Origin of the sequence: uncultured Castellaniella sp. (genome assembly GCF_937988725.1) — a bacterium.
Classification (GTDB): Bacteria; Pseudomonadota; Gammaproteobacteria; order Burkholderiales; family Burkholderiaceae_B; genus Castellaniella.
Genome location: NZ_CALKHS010000010.1, coordinates 71,879 through 92,549 on the forward strand (window position 1 = coordinate 71,879; position 20,671 = coordinate 92,549).

At 67.7% G+C, this 20,671-nt stretch carries 19 protein-coding genes and 1 pseudogene; 13 read left to right on the forward strand and 7 right to left on the reverse strand.

What is annotated here, in order from left to right; translation table 11 throughout:
- Nucleotides 1-46: 46 nt before the first annotated feature.
- The 5 genes and pseudogenes from Q0263_RS10695 (at nucleotide 47) to Q0263_RS10715 (ending at nucleotide 4,039) form a co-directional block, all read left to right on the forward strand.
- Nucleotides 47-904, forward strand: coding sequence for a branched-chain amino acid ABC transporter permease (locus tag Q0263_RS10695; protein ID WP_298015813.1), 858 nt, complete (start codon nucleotides 47-49; stop codon nucleotides 902-904).
- A 9-nt stretch (nucleotides 905-913) separates the two neighbouring features.
- Nucleotides 914-1,966: a branched-chain amino acid ABC transporter permease gene (locus tag Q0263_RS10700; protein ID WP_298015815.1), complete on the forward strand. Its 1,053-nt coding sequence runs from the start codon at nucleotides 914-916 to the stop codon at nucleotides 1,964-1,966.
- Entirely contained in the window at nucleotides 1,963-2,712 is a 750-nt protein-coding gene (locus Q0263_RS10705; protein ID WP_298015817.1) for an ABC transporter ATP-binding protein, read from the forward strand. Before Q0263_RS10700 ends, Q0263_RS10705 begins: the two co-directional genes overlap by 4 nt.
- Nucleotides 2,705-3,343 (forward strand): annotated as a pseudogene (locus tag Q0263_RS10710) (ABC transporter ATP-binding protein); the annotation flags it as partial. The gene Q0263_RS10705 and the pseudogene Q0263_RS10710, both read left to right, overlap by 8 nt.
- A gap of 33 nt (nucleotides 3,344-3,376) precedes the next feature.
- Nucleotides 3,377-4,039: a hemerythrin domain-containing protein gene (locus Q0263_RS10715; protein WP_298019030.1), complete on the forward strand. Its 663-nt coding sequence runs from the start codon at nucleotides 3,377-3,379 to the stop codon at nucleotides 4,037-4,039.
- Nucleotides 4,040-4,062: 23 nt separating this feature from the next.
- On the opposite strand, the gene Q0263_RS10720 is transcribed toward Q0263_RS10715, so the two are convergent.
- Entirely contained in the window at nucleotides 4,063-4,965 is a 903-nt protein-coding gene (locus Q0263_RS10720) for a LysR family transcriptional regulator (protein ID WP_298015819.1), read from the reverse strand.
- 157 nt (nucleotides 4,966-5,122) lie between these two features.
- Here Q0263_RS10720 and mdlC point away from each other — a divergent pair, with 157 nt between their 5' ends.
- From mdlC to Q0263_RS10745, 5 genes are all read left to right on the forward strand, one after another.
- The gene (mdlC, locus tag Q0263_RS10725; protein ID WP_298015821.1) at nucleotides 5,123-6,742 is read left to right on the forward strand and encodes a benzoylformate decarboxylase; all 1,620 of its coding nucleotides are present in this window, start codon (nucleotides 5,123-5,125) and stop codon (nucleotides 6,740-6,742) included.
- Between the two features lie 52 nt (nucleotides 6,743-6,794).
- Nucleotides 6,795-8,246: an aldehyde dehydrogenase gene (locus Q0263_RS10730; protein ID WP_298015823.1), complete on the forward strand. Its 1,452-nt coding sequence runs from the start codon at nucleotides 6,795-6,797 to the stop codon at nucleotides 8,244-8,246.
- Nucleotides 8,247-8,337: 91 nt separating this feature from the next.
- Entirely contained in the window at nucleotides 8,338-8,901 is a 564-nt protein-coding gene (locus tag Q0263_RS10735; RefSeq protein ID WP_298015825.1) for a TRAP transporter small permease, read from the forward strand.
- Nucleotides 8,898-10,232, forward strand: a complete 1,335-nt coding sequence (locus Q0263_RS10740; RefSeq protein WP_298015827.1) for a TRAP transporter large permease — start codon at nucleotides 8,898-8,900, stop codon at nucleotides 10,230-10,232. The genes Q0263_RS10735 and Q0263_RS10740 overlap by 4 nt, the downstream gene beginning before the upstream one ends.
- Before the next feature lie 54 nt (nucleotides 10,233-10,286).
- Nucleotides 10,287-11,342: a TRAP transporter substrate-binding protein gene (locus tag Q0263_RS10745; protein WP_298015829.1), complete on the forward strand. Its 1,056-nt coding sequence runs from the start codon at nucleotides 10,287-10,289 to the stop codon at nucleotides 11,340-11,342.
- A gap of 48 nt (nucleotides 11,343-11,390) precedes the next feature.
- Here Q0263_RS10745 and Q0263_RS10750 read toward each other — a convergent pair whose 3' ends face one another.
- Together Q0263_RS10750 and Q0263_RS10755 are read right to left on the reverse strand one after the other, a co-directional pair.
- Nucleotides 11,391-12,605 (reverse strand): benzoate/H(+) symporter BenE family transporter, encoded by a 1,215-nt coding sequence (locus Q0263_RS10750; RefSeq protein WP_298015830.1) that lies wholly within the window; start codon nucleotides 12,603-12,605, stop codon nucleotides 11,391-11,393.
- Nucleotides 12,602-13,882: an HDOD domain-containing protein gene (locus Q0263_RS10755; protein ID WP_298015832.1), complete on the reverse strand. Its 1,281-nt coding sequence runs from the start codon at nucleotides 13,880-13,882 to the stop codon at nucleotides 12,602-12,604. Before Q0263_RS10755 ends, Q0263_RS10750 begins: the two co-directional genes overlap by 4 nt.
- 156 nt (nucleotides 13,883-14,038) lie before the next feature.
- On the opposite strand from Q0263_RS10755, the gene Q0263_RS10760 reads away from it, so the two are divergent.
- Nucleotides 14,039-15,166: an aminotransferase class V-fold PLP-dependent enzyme gene (locus tag Q0263_RS10760; protein ID WP_298015834.1), complete on the forward strand. Its 1,128-nt coding sequence runs from the start codon at nucleotides 14,039-14,041 to the stop codon at nucleotides 15,164-15,166.
- A gap of 7 nt (nucleotides 15,167-15,173) precedes the next feature.
- Here the strand turns inward: Q0263_RS10760 and Q0263_RS10765 are convergent, their stop codons facing one another.
- Both Q0263_RS10765 and Q0263_RS10770 read right to left on the reverse strand, forming a co-directional pair.
- Nucleotides 15,174-15,935 (reverse strand): ABC transporter permease, encoded by a 762-nt coding sequence (locus tag Q0263_RS10765; RefSeq protein ID WP_298015836.1) that lies wholly within the window; start codon nucleotides 15,933-15,935, stop codon nucleotides 15,174-15,176.
- Nucleotides 15,932-16,897 (reverse strand): ABC transporter ATP-binding protein, encoded by a 966-nt coding sequence (locus Q0263_RS10770; RefSeq protein ID WP_298015838.1) that lies wholly within the window; start codon nucleotides 16,895-16,897, stop codon nucleotides 15,932-15,934. Before Q0263_RS10770 ends, Q0263_RS10765 begins: the two co-directional genes overlap by 4 nt.
- Nucleotides 16,898-16,952: 55 nt before the next feature.
- On the opposite strand from Q0263_RS10770, the gene Q0263_RS10775 reads away from it, so the two are divergent.
- Both Q0263_RS10775 and Q0263_RS10780 read left to right on the forward strand, forming a co-directional pair.
- Nucleotides 16,953-18,347, forward strand: a complete 1,395-nt coding sequence (locus Q0263_RS10775; protein ID WP_298015841.1) for an ATP-binding protein — start codon at nucleotides 16,953-16,955, stop codon at nucleotides 18,345-18,347.
- Nucleotides 18,344-19,027, forward strand: coding sequence for a response regulator (locus tag Q0263_RS10780; RefSeq protein ID WP_298015843.1), 684 nt, complete (start codon nucleotides 18,344-18,346; stop codon nucleotides 19,025-19,027). The genes Q0263_RS10775 and Q0263_RS10780 overlap by 4 nt, the downstream gene beginning before the upstream one ends.
- Before the next feature lie 47 nt (nucleotides 19,028-19,074).
- On the opposite strand, the gene Q0263_RS10785 is transcribed toward Q0263_RS10780, so the two are convergent.
- Together Q0263_RS10785 and Q0263_RS10790 are read right to left on the reverse strand one after the other, a co-directional pair.
- Complete coding sequence (locus tag Q0263_RS10785) at nucleotides 19,075-20,007, reverse strand: c-type cytochrome (protein ID WP_298015845.1); 933 nt, start codon at nucleotides 20,005-20,007, stop codon at nucleotides 19,075-19,077.
- The gene (locus Q0263_RS10790) at nucleotides 20,004-20,636 is read right to left on the reverse strand and encodes a c-type cytochrome (RefSeq protein ID WP_298015847.1); all 633 of its coding nucleotides are present in this window, start codon (nucleotides 20,634-20,636) and stop codon (nucleotides 20,004-20,006) included. The genes Q0263_RS10785 and Q0263_RS10790 overlap by 4 nt, the downstream gene beginning before the upstream one ends.
- Nucleotides 20,637-20,671 lie beyond the last annotated feature (35 nt).

Below are 20,671 nucleotides of genomic sequence, written 5' to 3' on the forward strand. Positions count from 1 at the left end.
CGGCGCCCCGGTGGCGCGCCGCCTGTCTGACCCTCCAGGATGAATCATGACTATATTATTCGACGGCCTTGCCTACGGCATGCTGCTGTTTCTGATCAGCGTCGGGCTGTCCGTGACCCTGGGCCTGATGAACTTCGTCAACCTGGCCCATGGCGCTTTCGCCATGCTGGGCGGCTACGCCTGCGTGATCCTGCTCAATGGCTACGGGGTGCCTTTTCTGGCGACCCTTCCCGTGGCCGTCATCGTGCCGGCCATCGCCGGCGTCATCCTGGAACGGCTGCTGTACCGGCGCCTGTATGCGGCGTCGGAACTGGACCAGGTGCTGTTTTCCATCGGCCTGGTGTTCATGGCGGTCGCGGCGGCGCACTATTTCTTCGGCGCCCAGCAGCAGCCCCTGCACCTGCCCGCCTTCCTGTCCGGACAGATCCACGTCATGCCGGGGCTGGACGTGGGCGTCTATCGCCTGTTCCTGATCATCGCCGGCCTGCTGGTGGCGGTGCTGCTGCAGTGGTCCGTGATCCGCACTTCGTTCGGCGCCCGCCTGCGGGCCGCCGTGGACAACCAGCGCGTGGCGCGCGGCCTGGGGGTGGACGTCAACCGCGTCTTCAGCCTGACCTTCGCGCTGGGTTCGGCCCTGGCGGGCCTGGGCGGCGCCCTGGGCGTGGAGATGCTGGGTCTGGACCCCGAATTCCCCGTCAAGTATCTGGTGTACTTCCTGATCGTGGTGTCGGTGGGCGGCAGCGGCAACATCCTCGGCTCCCTGTATGCCGCCATCCTGCTGGGGGTGGCCGACGTGGCCGGCAAATACTACATCCCCCAGGTGGGCGCCTTCATCATCTACGCCGTCATGGTGGTGACGCTGATCTATCGTCCGCATGGCCTGTTCGGCCGCTCTCACAAATAGGATGCCGACATGACGACTTCTTTCCTGTCCGGGGCGGGCGCCGACCGGGGGGCGCAGCGAACCGAAGCGCTGGCCGCGTACCGCCGCTCGGCCCACTGGAAGCCCCTGGAATACCTGTTCTGGTGCCTGCCGGTCCTGGCGTATTTCGCCTTCCCGGGCAACTACCTGCTGCTCAGCCAGATCGCCATCACCGGCCTGTTCGCCCTGTCGCTGGACCTGATCTTCGGCTATGCCGGCGTGATTTCCCTGGGCCATGCCGCCTTCTTCGGCATCGGCGCCTACACCGTGGGCCTGCTGGGTTCCCATGGCCTGGGAGACCCCTTGCTGGGGCTGGCGCTGGCGGCGTTCTTCGCCGGGTTGGTGGGTTTTCTCAGCAGCTTCCTGCTGCTGCGGGGCAACGACCTGTCGCGCCTGATGGTTACGCTGGGCGTGGCGCTGATGCTCTATGAGCTGGCCAACAAGTTCACCAGCATCACGGGCGGCGTCGACGGCATGCCGGGCGTCGAGATCAAGCCCATCCTGGGGATTTTCAATTTCGACATGTTCGGCCGAGTCGGCTTCATCTATTCGGTGATCGTGCTGTTCGTCCTGTTCTGGCTGGCGCGCCGCATGGTGTATTCGCCTTTCGGGCAAAGCCTGCGCGGCATTCGCATGAACGTGCTGCGCATGCCGGCGCTGGGCGTGCCGGTCAACAGGCGCCTGGTGAAGATCTACACCATTGGCGCGGCCTACGCCGGGGTGGCGGGCGCCTTGCTGGCCCAGACCAACCAGTTCGTGTCCCTGGACGTGCTCAGCTTCCAGCGTTCGGCCGATCTGCTGCTGATCCTGATCCTGGGCGGCGCCGGGCACCTGTACGGCGGCCTGGTCGGCGCCGTGGTCTTCGTCATGATCAATTATTTCCTGTCCGACATGAACCCGCAGTACTGGCAGTTCTGGCTGGGCCTGATCCTGGTGCTGGTCGTGCTGTTCGCGCGCGGCGGCATTCTGGGCACGGCGCAGCAATGGATGCGATCGGCCCGGCACAGGGCCCAGGCCACTGCCCGCACGGAGTCCTCTTCATGAACGCGGTTCTGCAAACCCACGACCTGGTCCGGCGTTTCGGCGGCTTCGTCGCCACCGATCAGGTGAATCTGGCCATCCCCGCCGGCGCGCGCCATGCCCTGATCGGCCCCAACGGAGCGGGCAAGACCACTCTGATCAATCTGCTGACCGGCTACCTGGAGCCCACCTCCGGGCGGGTCAGCCTGATGGGGCAGGACGTCACCCGCATGCCGCAGCACGAGCGCTGCCGCCAGGGCCTGGTGCGCACGTTCCAGATCAATCAGCTCTTCATGGGCATGACGGTGCTGGAATCCGTGGCCCTGGCCGTCAGCGAGCGCCAGGGGCTGGGCTTCCAGTGGTGGAAGCCGCTGTCGGCCCGCGCGGACGTGCTCGACGAGGCGGCCGAGATCCTGGACCGGCTGAAGCTGCTGCCCGATGCCTATGAAACCACGCGCGACCTCGCGTACGGCCGCCAGCGGCTGATCGAAATCGCGCTGGCGCTGGCCTTGCGCCCCAAGGTCCTGCTGCTGGACGAACCGGCCGCGGGCGTGCCCACGGGCGAATCCCGCGAACTGTTCGACACCATCGCGCAGCTGCCGCGCGACGTCACCATCCTGCTGATTGAACACGACATGAATCTGGTTTTCCGCTTCGCCGAGCGGATTTCGGTGCTGGTGTCCGGGGCCCTGCTGCTGGAAGACACCCCTGAAGTCATCGCCCGCCACCCCAAGGTCAAGGAAGTCTATCTCGGAGAATCCCATGGCTGAACTCCTGCGCATGGAAAACGTCTGGGCCGGATATGGCGACGCCATCATCCTGGAGGACCTGTCCTTTTCGCTGGCGGCGGGCGACAGCTTGGCCTTGCTGGGGCGCAACGGCATGGGCAAGACCACGCTGCTGGCCACCCTGATGGGCGCGACCCGGCTGCGCAAGGGCCGGATCTTCTTCGAGGACCGCGACATCGCCCGGGTGCCCAGCCATTTGCGGGCGCGGGCGGGCCTGGGCTGGGTGCCCCAGGAACGCGACATCTTCAAATCCCTGACGGTCGAGGAGAACCTCACCGTCGTCGCCCGTCCCGGGGAATGGACGCTGGATCGCGTCTACGACCTGTTCCCGCGTCTGCGGGAACGCCGCGCCAATCTGGGCAATCAGCTCTCGGGGGGCGAACAGCAGATGCTGGCCATGGGCCGGGCGCTGATGCTCAACCCCAAGGTGCTGCTGCTGGACGAGCCCCTGGAAGGCCTGGCGCCCCTGATCGCGCAGGAACTGCTGCACATCATCGACCGCATGGTCACGGAAGGACGCATGGCCGTCATCCTGGTCGAGCAGCATGCGCGGCAGATCCTGCCGATCACGCGCCAGGCCCTGATTCTGGAGCGCGGCAAGGTCGTGTACGCCGGCGACAGCGACGCGCTGCTGCGGGACGGCGCCATGCTGGACCGCTGGCTGGGGGCGGGGTCGACCGAACAGGAATCGCCGGCGGGCGTTTCGGGCGCGGCCCAAGAGGCGCCGATTCCGGCCATCGAGGCGATCCACGAGGAGCACCGGGCCATCGCGGCCATCCTGAGCGCCTTGTCGCGCGTCCTGGATGGCATCGAGTCGGGCCGCCTGCAGCCCGATTTCAAGTTGCTGGCCAGCCTGGTGGAGTACATCTCGGAAATGCCCGACAAGCTGCATCACCCCAAGGAAGACCGCGTCTTCGCGCTGTTGCGCGCCAAGACCCGCAACCTCGACGCCGAACTGGACCAGCTGGAAGCCGAGCACCGCGACGCCGTGCCGGCCACCAGCCGGCTGGACCGGGCTCTGGTCGCCTATCTCCAGGGCGGGGCGGATGCCTTTCACGGGTTCCGGGATGCCGTGCGCGCCTACACCGCGCATGAATGGGTGCATCTGAACATGGAAGAATCCCGCATCCTGCCGGAAGCGCGGCGCCTGTTCAGCGCAGAGGAATGGCGGGACATCAATGCGGATTTCGCGCGCAACGGCGATCCCTGGTCGGGCCAGGGCAACCGCTACGCCGAACTGTTCAAGCGTATCGCCAACCTGGCGCCGGCCCCGGTCGGCGTGGGCGGATCGGGGCCGGGCGGGGATTGACGGCCGTCCCGGCCGCCGCCGCTTCAGGTCTCCTGGTAGAGCTCCAGGACCAGGCTGCGCAGCCAGCGGTGGGCGGGGTCGCCGTCCTGCCGGCGGCTCCAGTGGATGCCCACGTTGAAGTCGCGCAGCGGGAAATCCGCCTCGACGATGGCGTAGCGCCTGGCCGGCTCGAACGAGCGGGCGATGTTGCGCGGGATGATTACGGCCAGGTCGCTGCTGTCGATGACGGAGGGCAGGGCCATGAAGTGTTCCGTCGTCAGCCGGATGCGGTCCTGCATGTGCAGGGCTTCCAGCGCGGTATGGGTATAGGCGTGGGTGCGCACGGCGATGAACTCCAGCGCCCGGATGTCGTCCAGCGGGATCGGCGCCGCGCGGCGCGTCCGGGTGAAGGGATGGTGCTGGCGCATCAGGACGATGTAGCGGTCCTGGAACATCACCGCTGACTGCATGCCCTGCAATCCCGGCAGGAAGCCGAAGGCCAGGTCGATGCGGCCCTGGTCCAGGGCGGGCGCCAGGTCCGGCATGGCCAGGCGCATGGTTTCGATGCGGGCGTGCGGAGCCCGCTGGCGCATCGCCTGCGCCAGGCGGGGCAGGAACTGGCCTTCGCCGATGTCCGTCATGTGCAGGCGAAAGCGCCGGTCCGAGCGCAGCGGGTCGAAGGGCGCCGAGTCCAGCGCGGCGCTTTCCAGGGCCTGCAGGGCGTCGCGGATGGGCTGCGCCATGCGCTGCGCCCGGGGCGTGGGCGCCACGCCGCCGGCCGCGCGGACGAACAGCGGGTCTCCGACCAGATTGCGCAGGCGTGTCAGCCCCTGGCTGACGGCGGGCTGCGTCAGGTCCAGCAGGGCGGCCGCCTGGCTGACGCTGCCAGCGCCATATACGGCGTCGAAGACCCGCAGCAGGTTGAGGTCCAGGTTCTTGTTATTCATGATTCTAATAAACGATATCTAGATTATTTTATTGATTTATATCATGGCGGCTTTCATCATGCCTTCAACGGCTTGTCCGCCGCCGATGCGGGCAGGCTTCACAAGACAGCGGCGGCGACCGGCCCCCCTGAAGATTGAAGAAGATCCGGAGGACGACATGCACGCAGATGCGCTCATCGAACGCGTATCCCATCCCCAGGACGCCGGCCGGGTGCCGGTGCGCCAGGCCGTCACCGATCTGCTGCGGCAGTTCGGCGTGACGACGCTCTTCGGCAATCCGGGCTCCACCGAACTGGGGCTGTTCCTCGATTTCCCCTCCGATTTTCGCTATGTGCTGGGGCTGCAGGAATCCGTGGTCGTCGGCATGGCGGACGGCTATGCCCAGGCCACGCGCAATGCGGCGTTCATCAACCTGCATTCCGCCGTCGGGGTGGGGCATGCCATGGGGGCCATTTTCACGGCCTACAGGAATCGCACGCCGCTGGTGATCACGGCCGGCCAGCAGTCGCGGGCCATCCTGCCCTACGATCCCTTCCTGTTTTCCAGCCAGGCCACCGAACTGCCCAAGCCCTACGTCAAATGGAGCATTGAGCCGGCCCGCGCCGAAGACGTGCCCCAGGCCATTGCGCGCGCCTACTACATGGCCATGCAGCCGCCCTGCGGCCCGGTGCTGGTGTCGGTGCCGGCCGACGATTGGGGGCGCCTGTGCGAGCCGGTGCTGGCCCGCCAGGTCAGCCGCTCGGTGCGCCCGGACCCGCTGCTGCTGGATCAGATCGGCCGCCAGCTGGATGCCGCGCGGCGTCCCGCCTTCGTCCTGGGGGCCGCCGTCGATCGGGACGGCGCCTGGGACGACGTCGTGGCGCTGGCCGAACGCCATCGCGCCGCCGTCTGGATGGCGCCCATGTCGGGGCGCAACGGCTTCCCGGAAGACCACCCCCTGTTCGCTGGCTTCCTGCCGGCGTCCCGCGAGCGCATCGTCGAACTGCTGGGCGGGCGCGATTTCATTCTGGCCCTGGGCGCGGCGGCCTTCACCTATCACATCGAAGGCGAGGGCCCGCACATTCCGGCGGGCAGCGTCCTGGCGCAGATCGTCGACGATCCCAATACCCTGGCCTGGGCGCCGGTCGGCACCGCCGTCCAGGGCAGCGTGCGCCAGAGCGCGCGCGATCTGCTGGCCCGCCCGCGGCCCGCGTCGCGCCGGGATCCGCCGGCGAGGCCGCCCGCGCCGCGCGCCGAGCCCGCGCCCCTGATGTCGGTGGCCTATGCGCTGCAGACCCTGGCCGCCGTCCGCGCGCCGGATTCCATCATCGTCGAGGAAGCGCCCAGCGCGCGGCCGGTGATGCAGCGCTACCTGCCGATCCTGCGGCCGGAGACCTTCTATACGATGTGCAGCGGCGGCCTGGGGTTCGGCCTGCCCGCCGCCGTCGGCGTGGCTTTGGGCAAGCCGGACCGGAAAGTCATCGGCGTGCTGGGAGACGGCTCCAGCATGTATTCGATCCAGGGGCTCTGGAGCGCCGCGCAGCTGGGCCTGCCCATCACCTTCCTGATTCTCAAGAACCGTAGCTATGCCGCCCTGCGGGAGTTCGCCCCCGTGTATGGGTTCACCGAAGGAGATGCGCTGCACGGCGTGGATCTGCCCGACATCGATTTTGTGGCGCTGGCCCGGGGCCTGGGCTGCGAGGCGATGCGCGTGTCGGACCCGGACGCTCTGCCGGCCGCGTTGCGCGAGGCCCTGGACACGAAGCGGCCAGTTCTGCTGGAAATCGAAGTGGCCTGATGGCGGAACGCGATCCGGACACCCCATTGTTTGCTATGCACAGGAGGACATCATGAGCACAATTTCCCTGTTGATCGGAGGCCGGCGCCAGCCCGCCGGCCAGGGCGGGACGTTCGAGCGCCGCAATCCCCTGGATGGCCAGGTCGCCACGGTGGCGCCGGCCGCCAGCCCCGAGGATGCCCGGGCCGCCGTGCAGGCCGCCGCCGACGCCTTCGCCGCCTGGTCGCAGACGGGGCCCGGCCAGCGCCGCGCCTTGCTCAGCCGCGCGGCCGATGCGCTGGAGGCGCGCCAGGCGGATTTCGTCGCCGCCATGGCGGCCGAGACCGGCGCCTCGGGGCTGTGGGCGGAATTCAACGTGCACCTGGCGGCCGGCATGCTGCGCGAAGCCGCCGCGCTGACCTCGCAGATCGGCGGGGAGGTCATTCCCTCGGACGTGCCGGGCAACCTGGCCATGGGACAGCGGGTGCCGGCGGGCGTGGTCGTCGGCATGGCGCCCTGGAATGCGCCGGTCATCCTGGGAGTGCGGGCCGTGGCCGCGCCCCTGGCCTGCGGCAATACCGTGGTGCTCAAGGGCTCGGAGATGTGCCCGGCCACGCACGGCCTGATCATCGAATCCCTGCAGGAAGCGGGCCTGCCGGACGGCGTGGTGAATTTCATCACCAACGCGCCGCAGGACGCCCCCGCCGTGGTCGAGGCCCTGGTGGCGCACCCGGCGACCCGGCGCGTGAACTTCACCGGATCGACCAAGGTCGGGCGCATCATCGCCGGCCTGTGCGCCCAGCATCTGAAGCCCGTCGTGCTGGAACTGGGCGGCAAGGCCCCCCTGATCGTGCTCGACGATGCCGACCTGGACTGCGCCGTCGGCGCCGCGGCCTTCGGCGCCTTCGCCAATTCCGGGCAGATCTGCATGTCCACCGAGCGCATCATCGTCGACGAGAAGATCGCCGACGCTTTCGTCCAGCGGCTGACCGCCAAGGTCAGCGGCCTGCCGGTGGGCGATCCGCGCCAGGGGCCGGTGGTGCTGGGGTCCGTCGTGGACATGTCCACCGTGCGGCGCTGCAACGCCATGATCGAGGATGCGCTGGACAAGGGCGCCCGGCTGCTGTGCGGAGGCAAGGCCGACGACACCCTGATGCCGGCCACCTTGCTGGATCACGTCACGCCGGCCATGCGCATTTACGCAGAGGAAACCTTCGGGCCGGTCAAGGCCATCGTGCGCGTCCAGGGAGAGGACGCCGCCGTGGCCTGCGCCAACGACAGCGCCTACGGCCTGTCCGCCGCCGTGATCGGGGCCGACGTGGCCCGGGCCATGCGGGTGGCGGGGCGGGTGCAATCGGGCATCTGCCACGTCAACGGCCCGACCGTCCATGACGAGCCGCAGATGCCGTTTGGCGGCGTCAAGGACAGCGGCTACGGGCGCTTTGGCGGCCGGGCGGGGATCGAGGCCTTCACCGATCTGCGCTGGATCTCCGTCCAGACGACGCCGCGCGTCTATCCCTTCTGAGGCCGGGCAGCGGCTGCGGGCCGGGCGCCGACGCCCGGTCTGCAGCGATGCCCGCCGCTCGCATGCGCACAATAATTCCACAGGAGACATCATGCACACACCCTCGGTCGACGAGGCCCACGCCGCCGCAGCGCTGCATCCGGACCAGTTCGGGCCCTGGGGCCGCGCGCTGCTGAATGCGTCCAAAGGCCTGGCGGCGCTGGGCGGCCTGGCCTTCGTGGCCCTGGTCGTCATGTCGCTGATTTCCATCGTCGGACGCAAGCTGGTCGCCATGCCGGTGCCGGGCGACATGGAAATCCTGATGATGGTGGCCGCGACCGCTTCGGCGACCTTCTTCGCCTATTGCCATCTGGAAGGCGGCGACGTCAAGGTCGATTTCTTCACGGCGCGGGCCCGGCCTCAGACCATTCATCGGCTCGATGCGCTGGGATCCCTGCTGGTGGGCCTGTTCGGCGCGCTGATCGCCTGGCGCAGCGGGGTGGGGGCGCTGTCCCTGCGCGAGGCCGGGGAAACGTCCGCGATCCTGGGGTGGCCCGTGTGGCTGGCCCAGGCCGGCATGGTGCCGGGCTTCGCGCTGCTGGCCCTGGCGGGCCTGTACATGTGCGTCCAGCATCTGCGGGCCAGCCGGGGCGGGGCGCCGGAGGTCCTGCCATGAGCGGCATCGGCATCGGCTTTCTCATGTTCGCCGTCCTGCTGGTCCTGATGGTCATCCGGATTCCGATCGGCATTTCGATGTTCATCGCGGGGGCCGGCGGCTACGTCTATCTGACCGGGGGCAATTGGGCGCCGCTGATGGCGTCGCTGAAGAATCTGGCGTACGCCCGGCTGTCCAATTACGACCTGGTGGTGATTCCGCTGTTTCTGCTGATGGGGCAGTTCGCCACGCACGGTGGCCTGAGCCGCAGCCTGTTCCGTTTCGTCAGCGCCTTCATCGGCCATCGGCGCGGCGGGGTCGCCATGGCGGCGGTGGGCGCCTGCGCTGGCTTCGGCGCCATCTGCGGCTCCTCGCTGGCGACGGCGGCGACCATGGGCCAGGTGGTGCTGCCGGAGCTGCGCCGCTATGGCTACGCGGGCAGCCTGGCCACCGGCGCCCTGGCGGCGGGCGGCACGCTGGGCATCATGATTCCGCCCTCCGTGCCCTTGATCATCTACGCCATCCTGACCCAGGAATCCATCGGCAAGCTCTTCATGGCGGCCGTCATTCCGGGCCTGCTGGCCATGATCGGCTACATGATCGTCATCCAGCTCATCGTGCGCTGGAAGCCGGACATGGGTCCCGCGGGCGCCCGGGCGCCATGGCCGGACCGCATCAAGGCCCTGATCCAGGTCGGGCCCGTGCTGGCCGTGTTCTTCATCGTCATCGTGGGAATCTACGCCGGCTGGGCCACGCCGACCGAAGCCGCCGCCATCGGCGCGGCGGCCTGCGGGATCATCGCCGTGGTGTCGGGCGGCCTGCGCTGGAAGGGCCTGCTGGGAAGCGCCCTGGGCACGGCGCAGGCCACGGCCATGATCTATCTGGTGCTGCTGGGCGCCGACATGCTCAACGTGTCCCTGGCCCTGTCGCAGATGCCGGCGGAACTCGCGTCCTGGGTGCAGCACAGCGGCCTGTCGCCTTTCCTGGTGATCGTCTCCATCCTGCTGGTCTACATCTTCCTGGGCTGCGTCATGGATTCGCTGGCGATGATCCTGCTGACGATTCCGATCTTCTATCCCATGGTGATGGGGCTGGATTTCTACGGCATGAGCCATGACGACAAGTCGATCTGGTTCGGCATCCTGGCCCTGATGGTGGTGGAGATCGGCCTGGTCCACCCCCCCGTGGGCATGAACGTCTACATCATCAACCGCATGGCCAGGGACGTGCCCCTGACCGACACCTTCAAGGGCGTCGTGCCCTTCCTGGCCTCGGACTTCATCCGCATCGCCGCCCTCGTGCTGTTTCCCGGCATTTCCCTGGTGCTGGTCCGAACGTTCGGGGCGCTCTGACGATCAACGATTCAAAAAAAGGGAAACCCTTCCCATTCCCCAAGGAGACAAACCGTGAAAACCTCTTACCGCGCATTCTCCCGACGTCTGCTGGGCGGTGTGGCCGCCGGCCTGCTGCTGACCGCGGCCGCGCATGGCGAACAGATCGTCCTCAAGGTTCACCACTTCCTGCCGGCCACCTCCAATGCCCAGGTCAACATGATCCAGCCCTGGTGCAACAAGATCGCCAAGGAATCGCAGGATCGCATGGTGTGCCAGATCTATCCGGCCATGCAACTCGGCGGCACGCCGGCGCAGCTGTTCGATCAGGCCCGCGACGGCGTGGCGGACATCGTCTGGACCCTGCCCACCTATGCCGCAGGGCGCTTCACCAAGAGCGCGGTCTACGAACTGCCCTGGCTGGTGCCCAATGCCGAGGCCGGCAGCCGAGCCCTGTGGGAATTCACGCAGAAGTACGCCCTGGACGAATACAAAGGCGTGCATCCGATCTTCATGCATACCCATGGCGGCACCTTGATGCACTTCGTCAGCAAGCAGCCCCGGACGCTGGCCGACATGAAGGGCCTGAAGATCCGTTCGGCCAACCGGGTCAACTCGCAGATGCTGGACGCCATCGGCGCGGTGCCGGTGCAGATGCCGCTGCCTGCGGTGCCCGATTCCCTGGCCAAGGGCGTGGTCGACGGGGCTGCCGTGCCGTGGGAAGGCGTTCCCGCGATCAAGCTCGATGAGATCTCCCGCTACCATCTGGATGTGCCCCAGGGCAAGCCGCGCATGGGCAATTCGATCTTCCTGTTTGGCATGAACCAGGCGCGCTACGACAGCCTGCCAGCCGATCTGAAGAAGATCATCGACGACAATAGCGGCGCCGACGTGTCGGCCTGGGCCGGGCGCACCGTGTTCGACGAACGGGAAGCCGAGTTCATGAAGACGTCGAAGGAAAACGGCAGCGTCTTCCACTACATGGATGAGGCCGAATATCAGAACTGGGTCGCGGCCACCCAGGGCGTGCGGGATCTCTGGATCCAGGCCGTGGACAAGAAGGGCGGCCAGGGAGCCGACCTGTATGCCGCCGCGCGCAATCTGATCAAGCAGTACGCGACGCGCCATTGAACGGCCGCCCGGCGGGCGGGGGGCCTGGTTCCCGTCCGTCGATCCGTATCAGGCGCGCCGCCGCTGGACGGCGTGGCAGATGATCCCCAGCACCAGGCCCCAGAAGGCGCTGCCGATGCCCAGCAGGCTCATGCCCGATGCCGTGGCCAGGAATGTCACCAGGGCGGCTTCCCGGCCTTCGGGGGCCTGCAGCGATTCGTGGATGCTGTTGCCCAGGGTGCCCAGCAGGGCCAGGCCGGCGATGGCGGCGACCAGCTCGTGCGGGAAGGCGGCGAACAGGGCGACGACGGTGGCCCCGAAAATGCCGGTCAGCAGGTAGAACACGCCGGCCCACACGGATGCCTTGTAGCGCTCCCGGGTGTCCGGGTCGGCGTCGGGGCTCATGCAGATGGCGGCCGTGATGGCGGCCAGGTTGTAGGCGAAGCCGCCGAACGGCGCCAGGACGATGCCGGTCAGGCCGGTCCAGGAAATCAGCGGGGATGCCGGCACCCTGGCATAGCCATTGGCGCGCAGCACGGCCAGGCCCGGTATGTTCTGGGAAGTCATCGTCACGATGAAGAGCGGAATCGCCACGCCGATCAGGGCCGATGCGGAAAAGGCGGGGGCCATCCAGACCGGGTGGGCGGGGCTCCAGTCCAGCCCGCCCAGGGACAGATCGCCTTGCAGAAGCGCGCAGACGATCCCCGCCAGCAGGGCCAGCGGCACGCTGTAGCGCGGCAGCAGGCGCCGCGCGGCGATGAAGGCCGCGAACATGGCGATGACCAGCGTCGGTTGCCCATGCATGGAGACGAACAGGTCCATGCCGAAACGCAGCAGGATGCCGGCCAGCATGGCCGATGCCAGGTGGCGCGGCACCCAGTCCATGATCTTCTGGAACCAGCCGGTCAGGCCGCACAGCGTGATCAGCAGGGAGCTGGCGATGAAGACCCCGATGGACTGGGCCAGGCCGATGTCGCCCAGGCTGGTGGCCAGCAGGGCGGCGCCCGGAGTGGACCATGCCGTGAGCACGGGCGCTCGCCAGGCCAGCGACATGCCGATGCAGGTGATGCCCATGCCGATGCCCAGCGCCCACATCCAGGATGCCAGCTGCGCATCCTGCGCCCCGGCGGCGCTGGCCGCCTGGAAAACGATGGCCACCGAACTGGTGTAGCCCACCAGCACGGCGATGAAGCCCGAGGAAATATGCGAAATCCGCAGCCAGCCGCCCAGTCCGCGCGGCGCGGGCCGGGCGGACAAGGAGGCCGGATCCGGAGGAGGGGTCATGGAGCGGCGCGGGTGATGCCGTGCGCCCAGGTGAAGGCCTGCTGGACCAGGGGGCCGAGCTGCTCGGCCTGCACGTTCAGGGCCTGCAGCAGCGGCGCCGGGTCTTCGGCCGTGTCCCGGTCGGAAGGGAAGATCAATGTGGCCAACCGCAGATCGGCGCCCAGTTCGCCCTCGCGCCGCAGCAGGGCGTCGCGGATGGGGACGTCGACGCTGACCTGGGCCAGCAGTTCCTGCATGGTGCCGTTGAACAGCTGGTCCATGATGGACAGGATGCCGGTGGTGAAGGCGGCTTCCGCCCGGACGGACTGGTCGGGGTGGCGCAGCGTGGACAGGGCTTCCATCAGGTGGGCCCTGGCGCTGGCCTGGACCAGGATGGGGGACAGGTATCCGGCGGGCCGGCCCGCTTCCGTGTACATCAGGACCTGGATCCAGCGCTGCAGCTGCCGGCGGCCCAGCAGCATGATGGCCTGGCTCAGGGATTCGACTTCCTGGCTGAGCCCGTAGGCCGGCGTGTTGACCATGTCCAGCAGCGTCTTGACCAGTTCGGCGTCCTGCTTCAGGCAGGATTCGATTTCAGGGGCTTCGCCTTCGCCCATGATCAGGGTGATCAGGCGCAGCAGGATCTTCTGGCGAGGTGTCAGCGAGGCGGCGGTCCGGTCCATGGGCCAGTGGCCCTGGAACACCGTGAAGCCCAGCAGCAGGAAATTGTCCAGGGTGGCCTTGTCGGGGGTGTTGACGGCCATCAGCATCCGGCCCGCCTGCTTGTGCTGGAAGCTCTGGCGGAAAATCTCGGCTTTGGTGCTGAGCGCGGGATCGAAGCCCACGGCGCGGACGAAGGGCAGCAGGGCCTCGCGTTCGGGCTTCGCCGCCAGGTCGCCGCGCAGGGAAAACTTCAGGCCGGCGTGGGCCAGCCCTTGCAGGGACTGGATCAGTTCCGGCGTGATTTCCAGGGATTCGGGGAATTCCAGATAGCAGCGGCTGCGCGGCAGCGTCAGCGTGAAGGCGTTATGCAGCAATGCGGGAGTGGCGTCGACCCAATGCGGCGCGTAGGCCAGGAAGCTGCCGACGCCGTGTTCCCGGGCCGCCTGGATCAGGGCGGCGCCCGGATCCGCGTGGCCCGCTTCGGATTCGGTCCACAGGATGCGCAGCCGGTAGCCGCACAGACCGCGGTTCTGGTCCAGGATCGGTTCCCGACGGATCAGATAGGGGGGGACGGTGACAGGGGCCTCGTCCTCTTGAGCAGGGGGCTCCGACTCGGCCATCAGGGTGGTCTCCATGGTTGCTCCTCTTGGGTGCGGGGGGTCGGATTTCAGATGACTGCCCGGCCTTATTTCTTGGGTTATTGTGTGGGTGGCGCATGGCCTGTTGCGGCCCATGGCGCATGACATTATAGGGAAGTCTACAATCGTAAGGTTCTTTAACTGGAGAAACCCATGCCAGGATTGCTACCCCAGGTCGACCCGGACGGTCTGCTGGAATATTCCGTGGTCTACACCGACCGCGCCTTGAATCACATGTCGCAGTCGTTCCAGACGGTCATGCGTGATATTTCCCGCACTCTGAAAACCGTGTATGGCGCCCATTCCGCCATCGTGATCCCCGGCAGCGGCACGTTCGGCATGGAAGCCGTGGCCCGCCAGTTCGGCACCGGCAAGCGCTGCCTGGTGATCCGCAACGGCTGGTTCAGCTACCGCTGGACGCAGATCTTCGAGACCGGCGATATTCCGTCCGAATCCCGCGTGCTCAAGGCCCGTCCGGTCGAATCCGGCGCGCAGGCGCATTTCGCGCCGCCGCCGCTCGACGAGGTCATCGCGGCGGTTCGGGAATTCAAGCCCGACGTGGTCTTCGCGGCCCACGTGGAAACGGCCTCGGGCATCATGCTGCCCGACGACTACATCCGCCGGGTGGCGGATGCGGTGCACGCCGAAGGCGGCCTGTTCGTGCTGGACTGCATCGCGTCGGGCACGATCTGGGTGAACATGAAGGACGTGCACGTGGACGTGCTGATTTCGGCTCCGCAGAAAGGCTGGACTTCGTCGGCCTGCTGCGGCCTGGTCATGCTGGGCGAGACCGCCCGCCAGCGCATCGAATCCACGAACAGCACCAGCTTCGCCTGCGATCTGCGCAAATGGCTGGGCATCATGGAAGCCTACGAAAAGGGCGGCCATGCCTACTACACGACGCTGCCCACGGATTCCCTGATCGTGCTGCGCAACGTCATGGCGGAAACCGGCGCTTACGGCTACGACCGGGTCAAGGCCGAACAGCAGCAGCTGGGCGACGCCGTGCGCGCGCTGCTGCGCGAACGCGGTTTCAAGAGCGTGGCCGCGCCGGGCTTCGAGGCCCCGGGCGTGGTGGTCAGCTACACCACCGACGACGGCATCCAGTCCACGCGCAAATTCGCCGAGGCCGGCCTGCAGGCCGCCGCGGGCGTGCCCCTGGCCTGCGACGAACCGGCGGATTTCAAGACGTTCCGCATCGGCCTGTTCGGCCTGGACAAGCTGCACAACGTCGAGCGCACGGTCGGCACGCTGGCTCAGGCGCTGGACAAGATGCGGTAAGCCGGTTTCAGGGACGCAGCCTGTAGCCTGTGCGGAAGATCCAGGCGACGACCGCCAGGCAGGCTGCCAGAAACAGGGACGTCATGCCCAGGCTGAGCCAGATGTTGACGTCGGCCAGCCCGAAGAAGCTCCAGCGAAAGCCGCTGACCAGGTACACCACCGGGTTCAGCAGCGTGACCTGCTGCCAGAAGGGCGGCAGCATGTCGATGGAATAGAAGCTGCCCCCCAGGAAGGTCAGGGGCGTGACGATCAGCAGCGGCACGAACTGCAGCTTTTCGAAGTTGTCGGCCCAGATGCCGATGATGAAACCCAGCAGGCTGAAGGTGAAGGCCGTGAGCACCATGAAGGCCATCATCGCCCCCGGGTGATCGATGCGCAGCGGCACGAACAGCGTGGCCGTGGCCAGGATGATGACGCCCAGGATGATGGATTTCGTGGCCGCCGCCCCGACGTAGCCCAGCAGGATGTCCAGGTAGGACATGGGGGCGGAGAGGATCTCGTAGATGGTGCCGGTGAACTTCGGAAAATAGATGCCGAAGGCCGCGTTCGAGATGCTGTGGGTCAGCAGCGACAGCATGATGAGCCCGGGCACGATGAAGGCCCCGTAGCTGACGTCGCCCACCTGCTGGATGCGCGACCCGATGGCCGTGCCGAACACCACGAAGTACAGGGACGTCGAGATCACCGGCGCGATGATGCTCTGCATCAGGGTGCGCCGGGTGCGGGCCATCTCGAAACGATAGATGGCGTAGATGGCTGGCCAATTCATGCCGGTCCTCCGATGAGATCGACGAAAATGTCTTCCAGGGATCGCTGTTCCGTGTCGAGATCGGCCAGCCGCAGCCCTTCGGCCTGCAGCGCGGCCATCAGGGCGGGCACGTCCTCGCCCGCCTGCGGCGATTCGTAGCGGTAGCGCAGCGCGCGCCCGTCCTCGGCCAGGTCCAGGGGCCAGGATTTCAGGCTGTCCGGGATGCGGGACAGGGGTTCTTGCAGGTGCAGCGTCAGGCCTTTCTGGCCCAGCTGGCGCATCAGGCTGGCCTTCCGTTCCACCAGCAGCAGCTGGCCTCGGTTGATGATGCCCACGCGGTCGGCCATTTCCTCGGCTTCCTCGATGTAGTGGGTGGTCAGGATGATCGTGACCCCGGTGGCCCGCAGGGAACGCACCAGGTTCCACATGTCCTTGCGCAGAGCCACGTCCACTCCCGCCGTCGGTTCGTCGAGGAACAGGATGGCGGGTTCGTGCGACAGGGCCTTGGCGATCATCACGCGCCGCTTCATGCCGCCCGACAGGGTCATCAGCTTGCTGTCGCGCTTGTCCCAGAGCGACAGGGAACGCAGGATGCGCTCCAGGCCGGCGGGATCGGGGGTCTTGCCGAACAGCCCGCGCGTGAAGCGGACGCTGTCCCAGACGGTCTCGAAGGCGTCCGTGGTCAGCTCCTGGGGCACAAGGCCGATGGCGGAGCGGGCCGCCCGATAGTCGCGTACGATATCGTGGCCGGCGACCTGAACCGTGCCGGTGCTGGGGTTGACCAGGCCGCAGACGATGCTGATCAGCGTGGTCTTGCCGGCGCCGTTGGGGCCCAGCAGGGCGAAGATCTCGCCGGCCCGGATGTCCAGGTCGATCTGTTTCAGGGCCTGATGTCCCGAGGCGTAGGTCTTGCTCAGGTTACGGATGGCGATGACCGGCAGGGCCGAGGCGGCGGTCGTGGGCGGAGCTGAAGTCTCTGACATGGTGTGAAGGGATGCCGAAAACCCCTTAGCGTAACCCGGATGAACGGAGAAATCAGTGCGATCCAGTATCACCTTCAAGTTGTTTCTGGCGATCCTGGCGACGTGCATCGCCGTGGCGCTGGCCATGGGGGTCGCGGTGCGGGTCAGTTTCGACAGCGGTTTCGACGATTACGTCCAGGAGCGCGAGCATCAGCGCCTGGAGGCGCTGGCCCAGTTGCTGGCGACGGACTATACGGAATCCGGCAGCTGGGAATTCCTGTCGGACCGGCGAGACCGCTGGTGGCGCAGCTTGCGGCTGTCGCGGCGCGACCTGCCCGAGGACCGCGGCCACGGAGGCCCGCCGCTGCGGGTGACGCTGGTGGACGGCCAGGGCGACTGGCTGGCGGGGCCCCGGGTGCCGACCGATGCCGATGCCCGCGGCCTGCGCCGCGTCCCGATCGAGGCCCAGGGGCGCACCGTGGGGTGGCTGCTGGCGCCGCCGCTCATGCCCCGCGTGGTGAATGACGACATCGATCAGCGGTTCCAGTCCCGGCAACTGCGGGCGACCTGGGTGATCGTCGGCCTGTCCGTGCTGCTGGCGGCCCTGGTCAGCCTGCTGCTGGCCCGGATCCTGCTGGTGCCGGTGCGCCGCCTGGCCCAGGCCACGCACCGGCTGGCCAGCGGCGATTACCGGACGCGGGTGCGGGTGGGGGCGCTGGACGAACTGGGCCGGCTGGCGCGGGATTTCAACCGCCTGGCCCATAGCCTGGAGCGCCATGAGCGATGGCGGCGCGAATTGATGGCCGACGTCTCGCACGAATTGCGCACGCCGCTGGCGGTGCTGCGCGGCGAGATCGAGGCGCTGCAGGACGGCCTGCGGCCTCTGGATCAGGCGGCGCTGTCTTCGCTGGCGCACGAAGTCGCGCATCTGAGCGGCCTGATCAACGATCTGTACGAACTGTCGCTGGCCGATGCCGGAGCCCTGACGTATCACATGGACACCGTGGATCTGAGCGCGGTGGTCATTCAGGCCGTGGACGCCGTGCGGGATCGTTTCGACCGCCATGGCCTGACGCTGGACGTGCAGGTGGCGCCGGGGCTGACCATGCAGGGCGACGTGCGGCGCCTGTCCCAGCTGGTGGGCAATCTTCTGGAAAACAGCCTGCGCTATACCGACAGCCCGGGCCGGGTGCGGGTGCGCGCCGTCCGCCGGGATGGCGATCTGCTGCTGGAGGTCGCGGATACGGCGCCCGGCGTCGGCCCCGAACACCTGCCTCGTCTGTTCGAACGTCTGTACCGGGCGGAGGCCTCGCGCAGCCGCCAGCATGGCGGCGCCGGCCTGGGGCTGGCGATCTGCCGCCATATCGTGCAGGCGCACGACGGACGGATCAGCGCGTCGGCATCCGACCTGGGAGGCCTGTCCATCCAGGCGGTCTGGCCGGCCAATGACATGAACGAGGAAACCGCATGAACATTCTTGTCGTCGAAGACGAACCCAAGCTGGCCGAGGTCCTGCGCACGTACCTGGAAGCGGCCGGCTATGCCGTCCGCTGGGTGGACGACGGCCTGCGGGTCATGGACGTGGTGGCGGAATGGGCGCCCGATCTGGTGCTGCTGGACCTGATGCTGCCGGGGCGCGACGGCCTGGATGTCTGCCGCGACATCCGGGCGAAGACCCGCATCCCGGTGATCATGGTGACGGCCCGCACCGAGGAAATCGACCGCCTGCTGGGCCTGGAGCTGGGGGCCGACGACTACATCTGCAAGCCCTACAGCCCCCGCGAGGTCGTGGCCCGGGTGCGGGCCGTGCTGCGGCGCTTCGAGGCGCCGGCGCCCGCCGCGACGTCGGCTTCGGGGCTGGTGATCCAGGCCGACGCCTGGCAGGCGAGCCTGGACGGCGTGGCCCTGGATCTGACGCCGGTCGAATTCCGGCTGCTGGCCCTGCTGGCCAGCCAGCCGGGCCGGATCTTCACCCGCGACCAGGTGCTGGACGGCCTGTATGACGATCATCGGGTGGTCACCGACCGCACCGTGGACAGCCATGTGAAGAATCTGCGCCGCAAGCTGGCCGAGGTGCGCCCCGACGACGATCTGATCCGCTCCGTGTACGGAGTCGGGTATCGTCTGGACCTGCCCGTCGGCGCCTCGTGACGCCGCAAAGCCCCGGATGGCGGTCCGGGGCTTTGCCGGGTTCCCGATTACCGGGCTTTGGCGCCGTGGCCCGTCAGGCGTCCGCCGGGCGGCGTCGATTCCGATCCCAGCACTGTGCCGTTGATCTTCTTGCCGTACAGGTCGTTCTTGCCGCCGTGATGGTCCTTGATCGTGGCCTGCAGGTCGCCCTTGTAGCGCGGGTCCTGGGGACGTTCGTGGGCATTCATGAAATACGCCACGTCCCAGGCCTGCTGTTCGTTGAGGCTGCCGCCCCGGCTGAGCGGCATGTTGGCGTGGATGAAGGCGGCCGCCGTGCTGACGGAATGCATGCCGGCGCCCCAGTTGAAGGAATCGTCCCCCCACAGGGCGGGGAACACCATGCGGCCGGTGGCGTCGTGCTGGCCTTGTCCTTGCGCGCCGTGGCACAGGGCGCACTGCTCTTCGAAGACTTTCTGGCCGCGCACATAGTCCGCCGGCTGGGCCGGCTCGGCCAGCGCGGGGAAGCCCTGTCCGGCCAGCTTGACCCCGGTGGGGGCGCCCTGGGCCATCCAGTACATATAGCTTTCCAGGTCGACGATGGTGTCGCTGTCCGCCGGCGGCATCTTGCCGTTCATGCTGTACTGGAAGCAGCCTTGCAGGCGTTCGGCCAGCGTGTTGACGTGTCCGTTCTTCGAGCGGTACGCGGGATACAGCACGTAGGCGGCCCACAAGGGAGAGGCGTCGGCCTGGCGGCCCGCGTCCATGTGGCAGCTGGAGCAGTTCAAGGAATTGCCGACGTAGTCCCCGGCGAATTTCCCGGTGTGCAGGAAGATGTCCTGGCCGCGCCGCACGGCGTCGCCGAAAGGCCCGTCGGGGATCGTATCGGCGGGCGGCGGCGTGAAGTGCGGCGCGGGGTCGGCTGCGCGGGCGGGCTGGGAGGCCAGGATGGCGGCGCCGGCCAGAGCGCTTGCAAGCCGCAGGCAAAGAGACGTCGGTTTCATGGTTGGGCTCCGGTGGAGGCGGTCTGGGGCAGACCGGCGAAATACGTGGCGACGGCTTCGATCTGCGCGTCGTCCAGCCGTTTGGCGATGCCGCCCATCAGTTCGCCCGGCCCGTCGGGACGCTGCCCCTGGCGCCAGAGCTTGAATTGTTCGACGATGTAGGTCTTGCTCAGGCCGGCGATGGCGGGGAAGCGTTCGCCCACGCCCACGCCGCCCGCGGCGTGGCACTGGGTACAGGCGGGCACCTGCCTGGACCAGTCGCCGCGATTGGCCAGCCAGGCGCCGGCATCTTTGGCGTCGGGGTAGGTCTGGGCCAGGGCGGACAGCTTGGCCGGGTCCCAGGGGGAAGGCAGGGACACGATATAGGCCGTCACGGCCTGTCGCTGCTGGGCCGAGAGCGCCGAGGCGATCGGCTTCATGATGGCGTTCTGCCGGCCGCCATCGGCCAGCGATTGCAGTTGTTCCCGCAGGTAGGCAGCGCCCTGGCCCGCCAGGTAGGGGAAATTGGCGGCTGCGGAGCCTTCGCCCTGCGCGCCGTGACAGGCCAGGCAGGCCGGGGCGCCTTCGATGCCCTGGGTGTAGATCTTTTTGCCCTGATCCAACAGTGCGTCGGCCTGGGCAGTGGACAAGGCGGATAAAGTCAGGCAACCTGCCAGAAGGGACT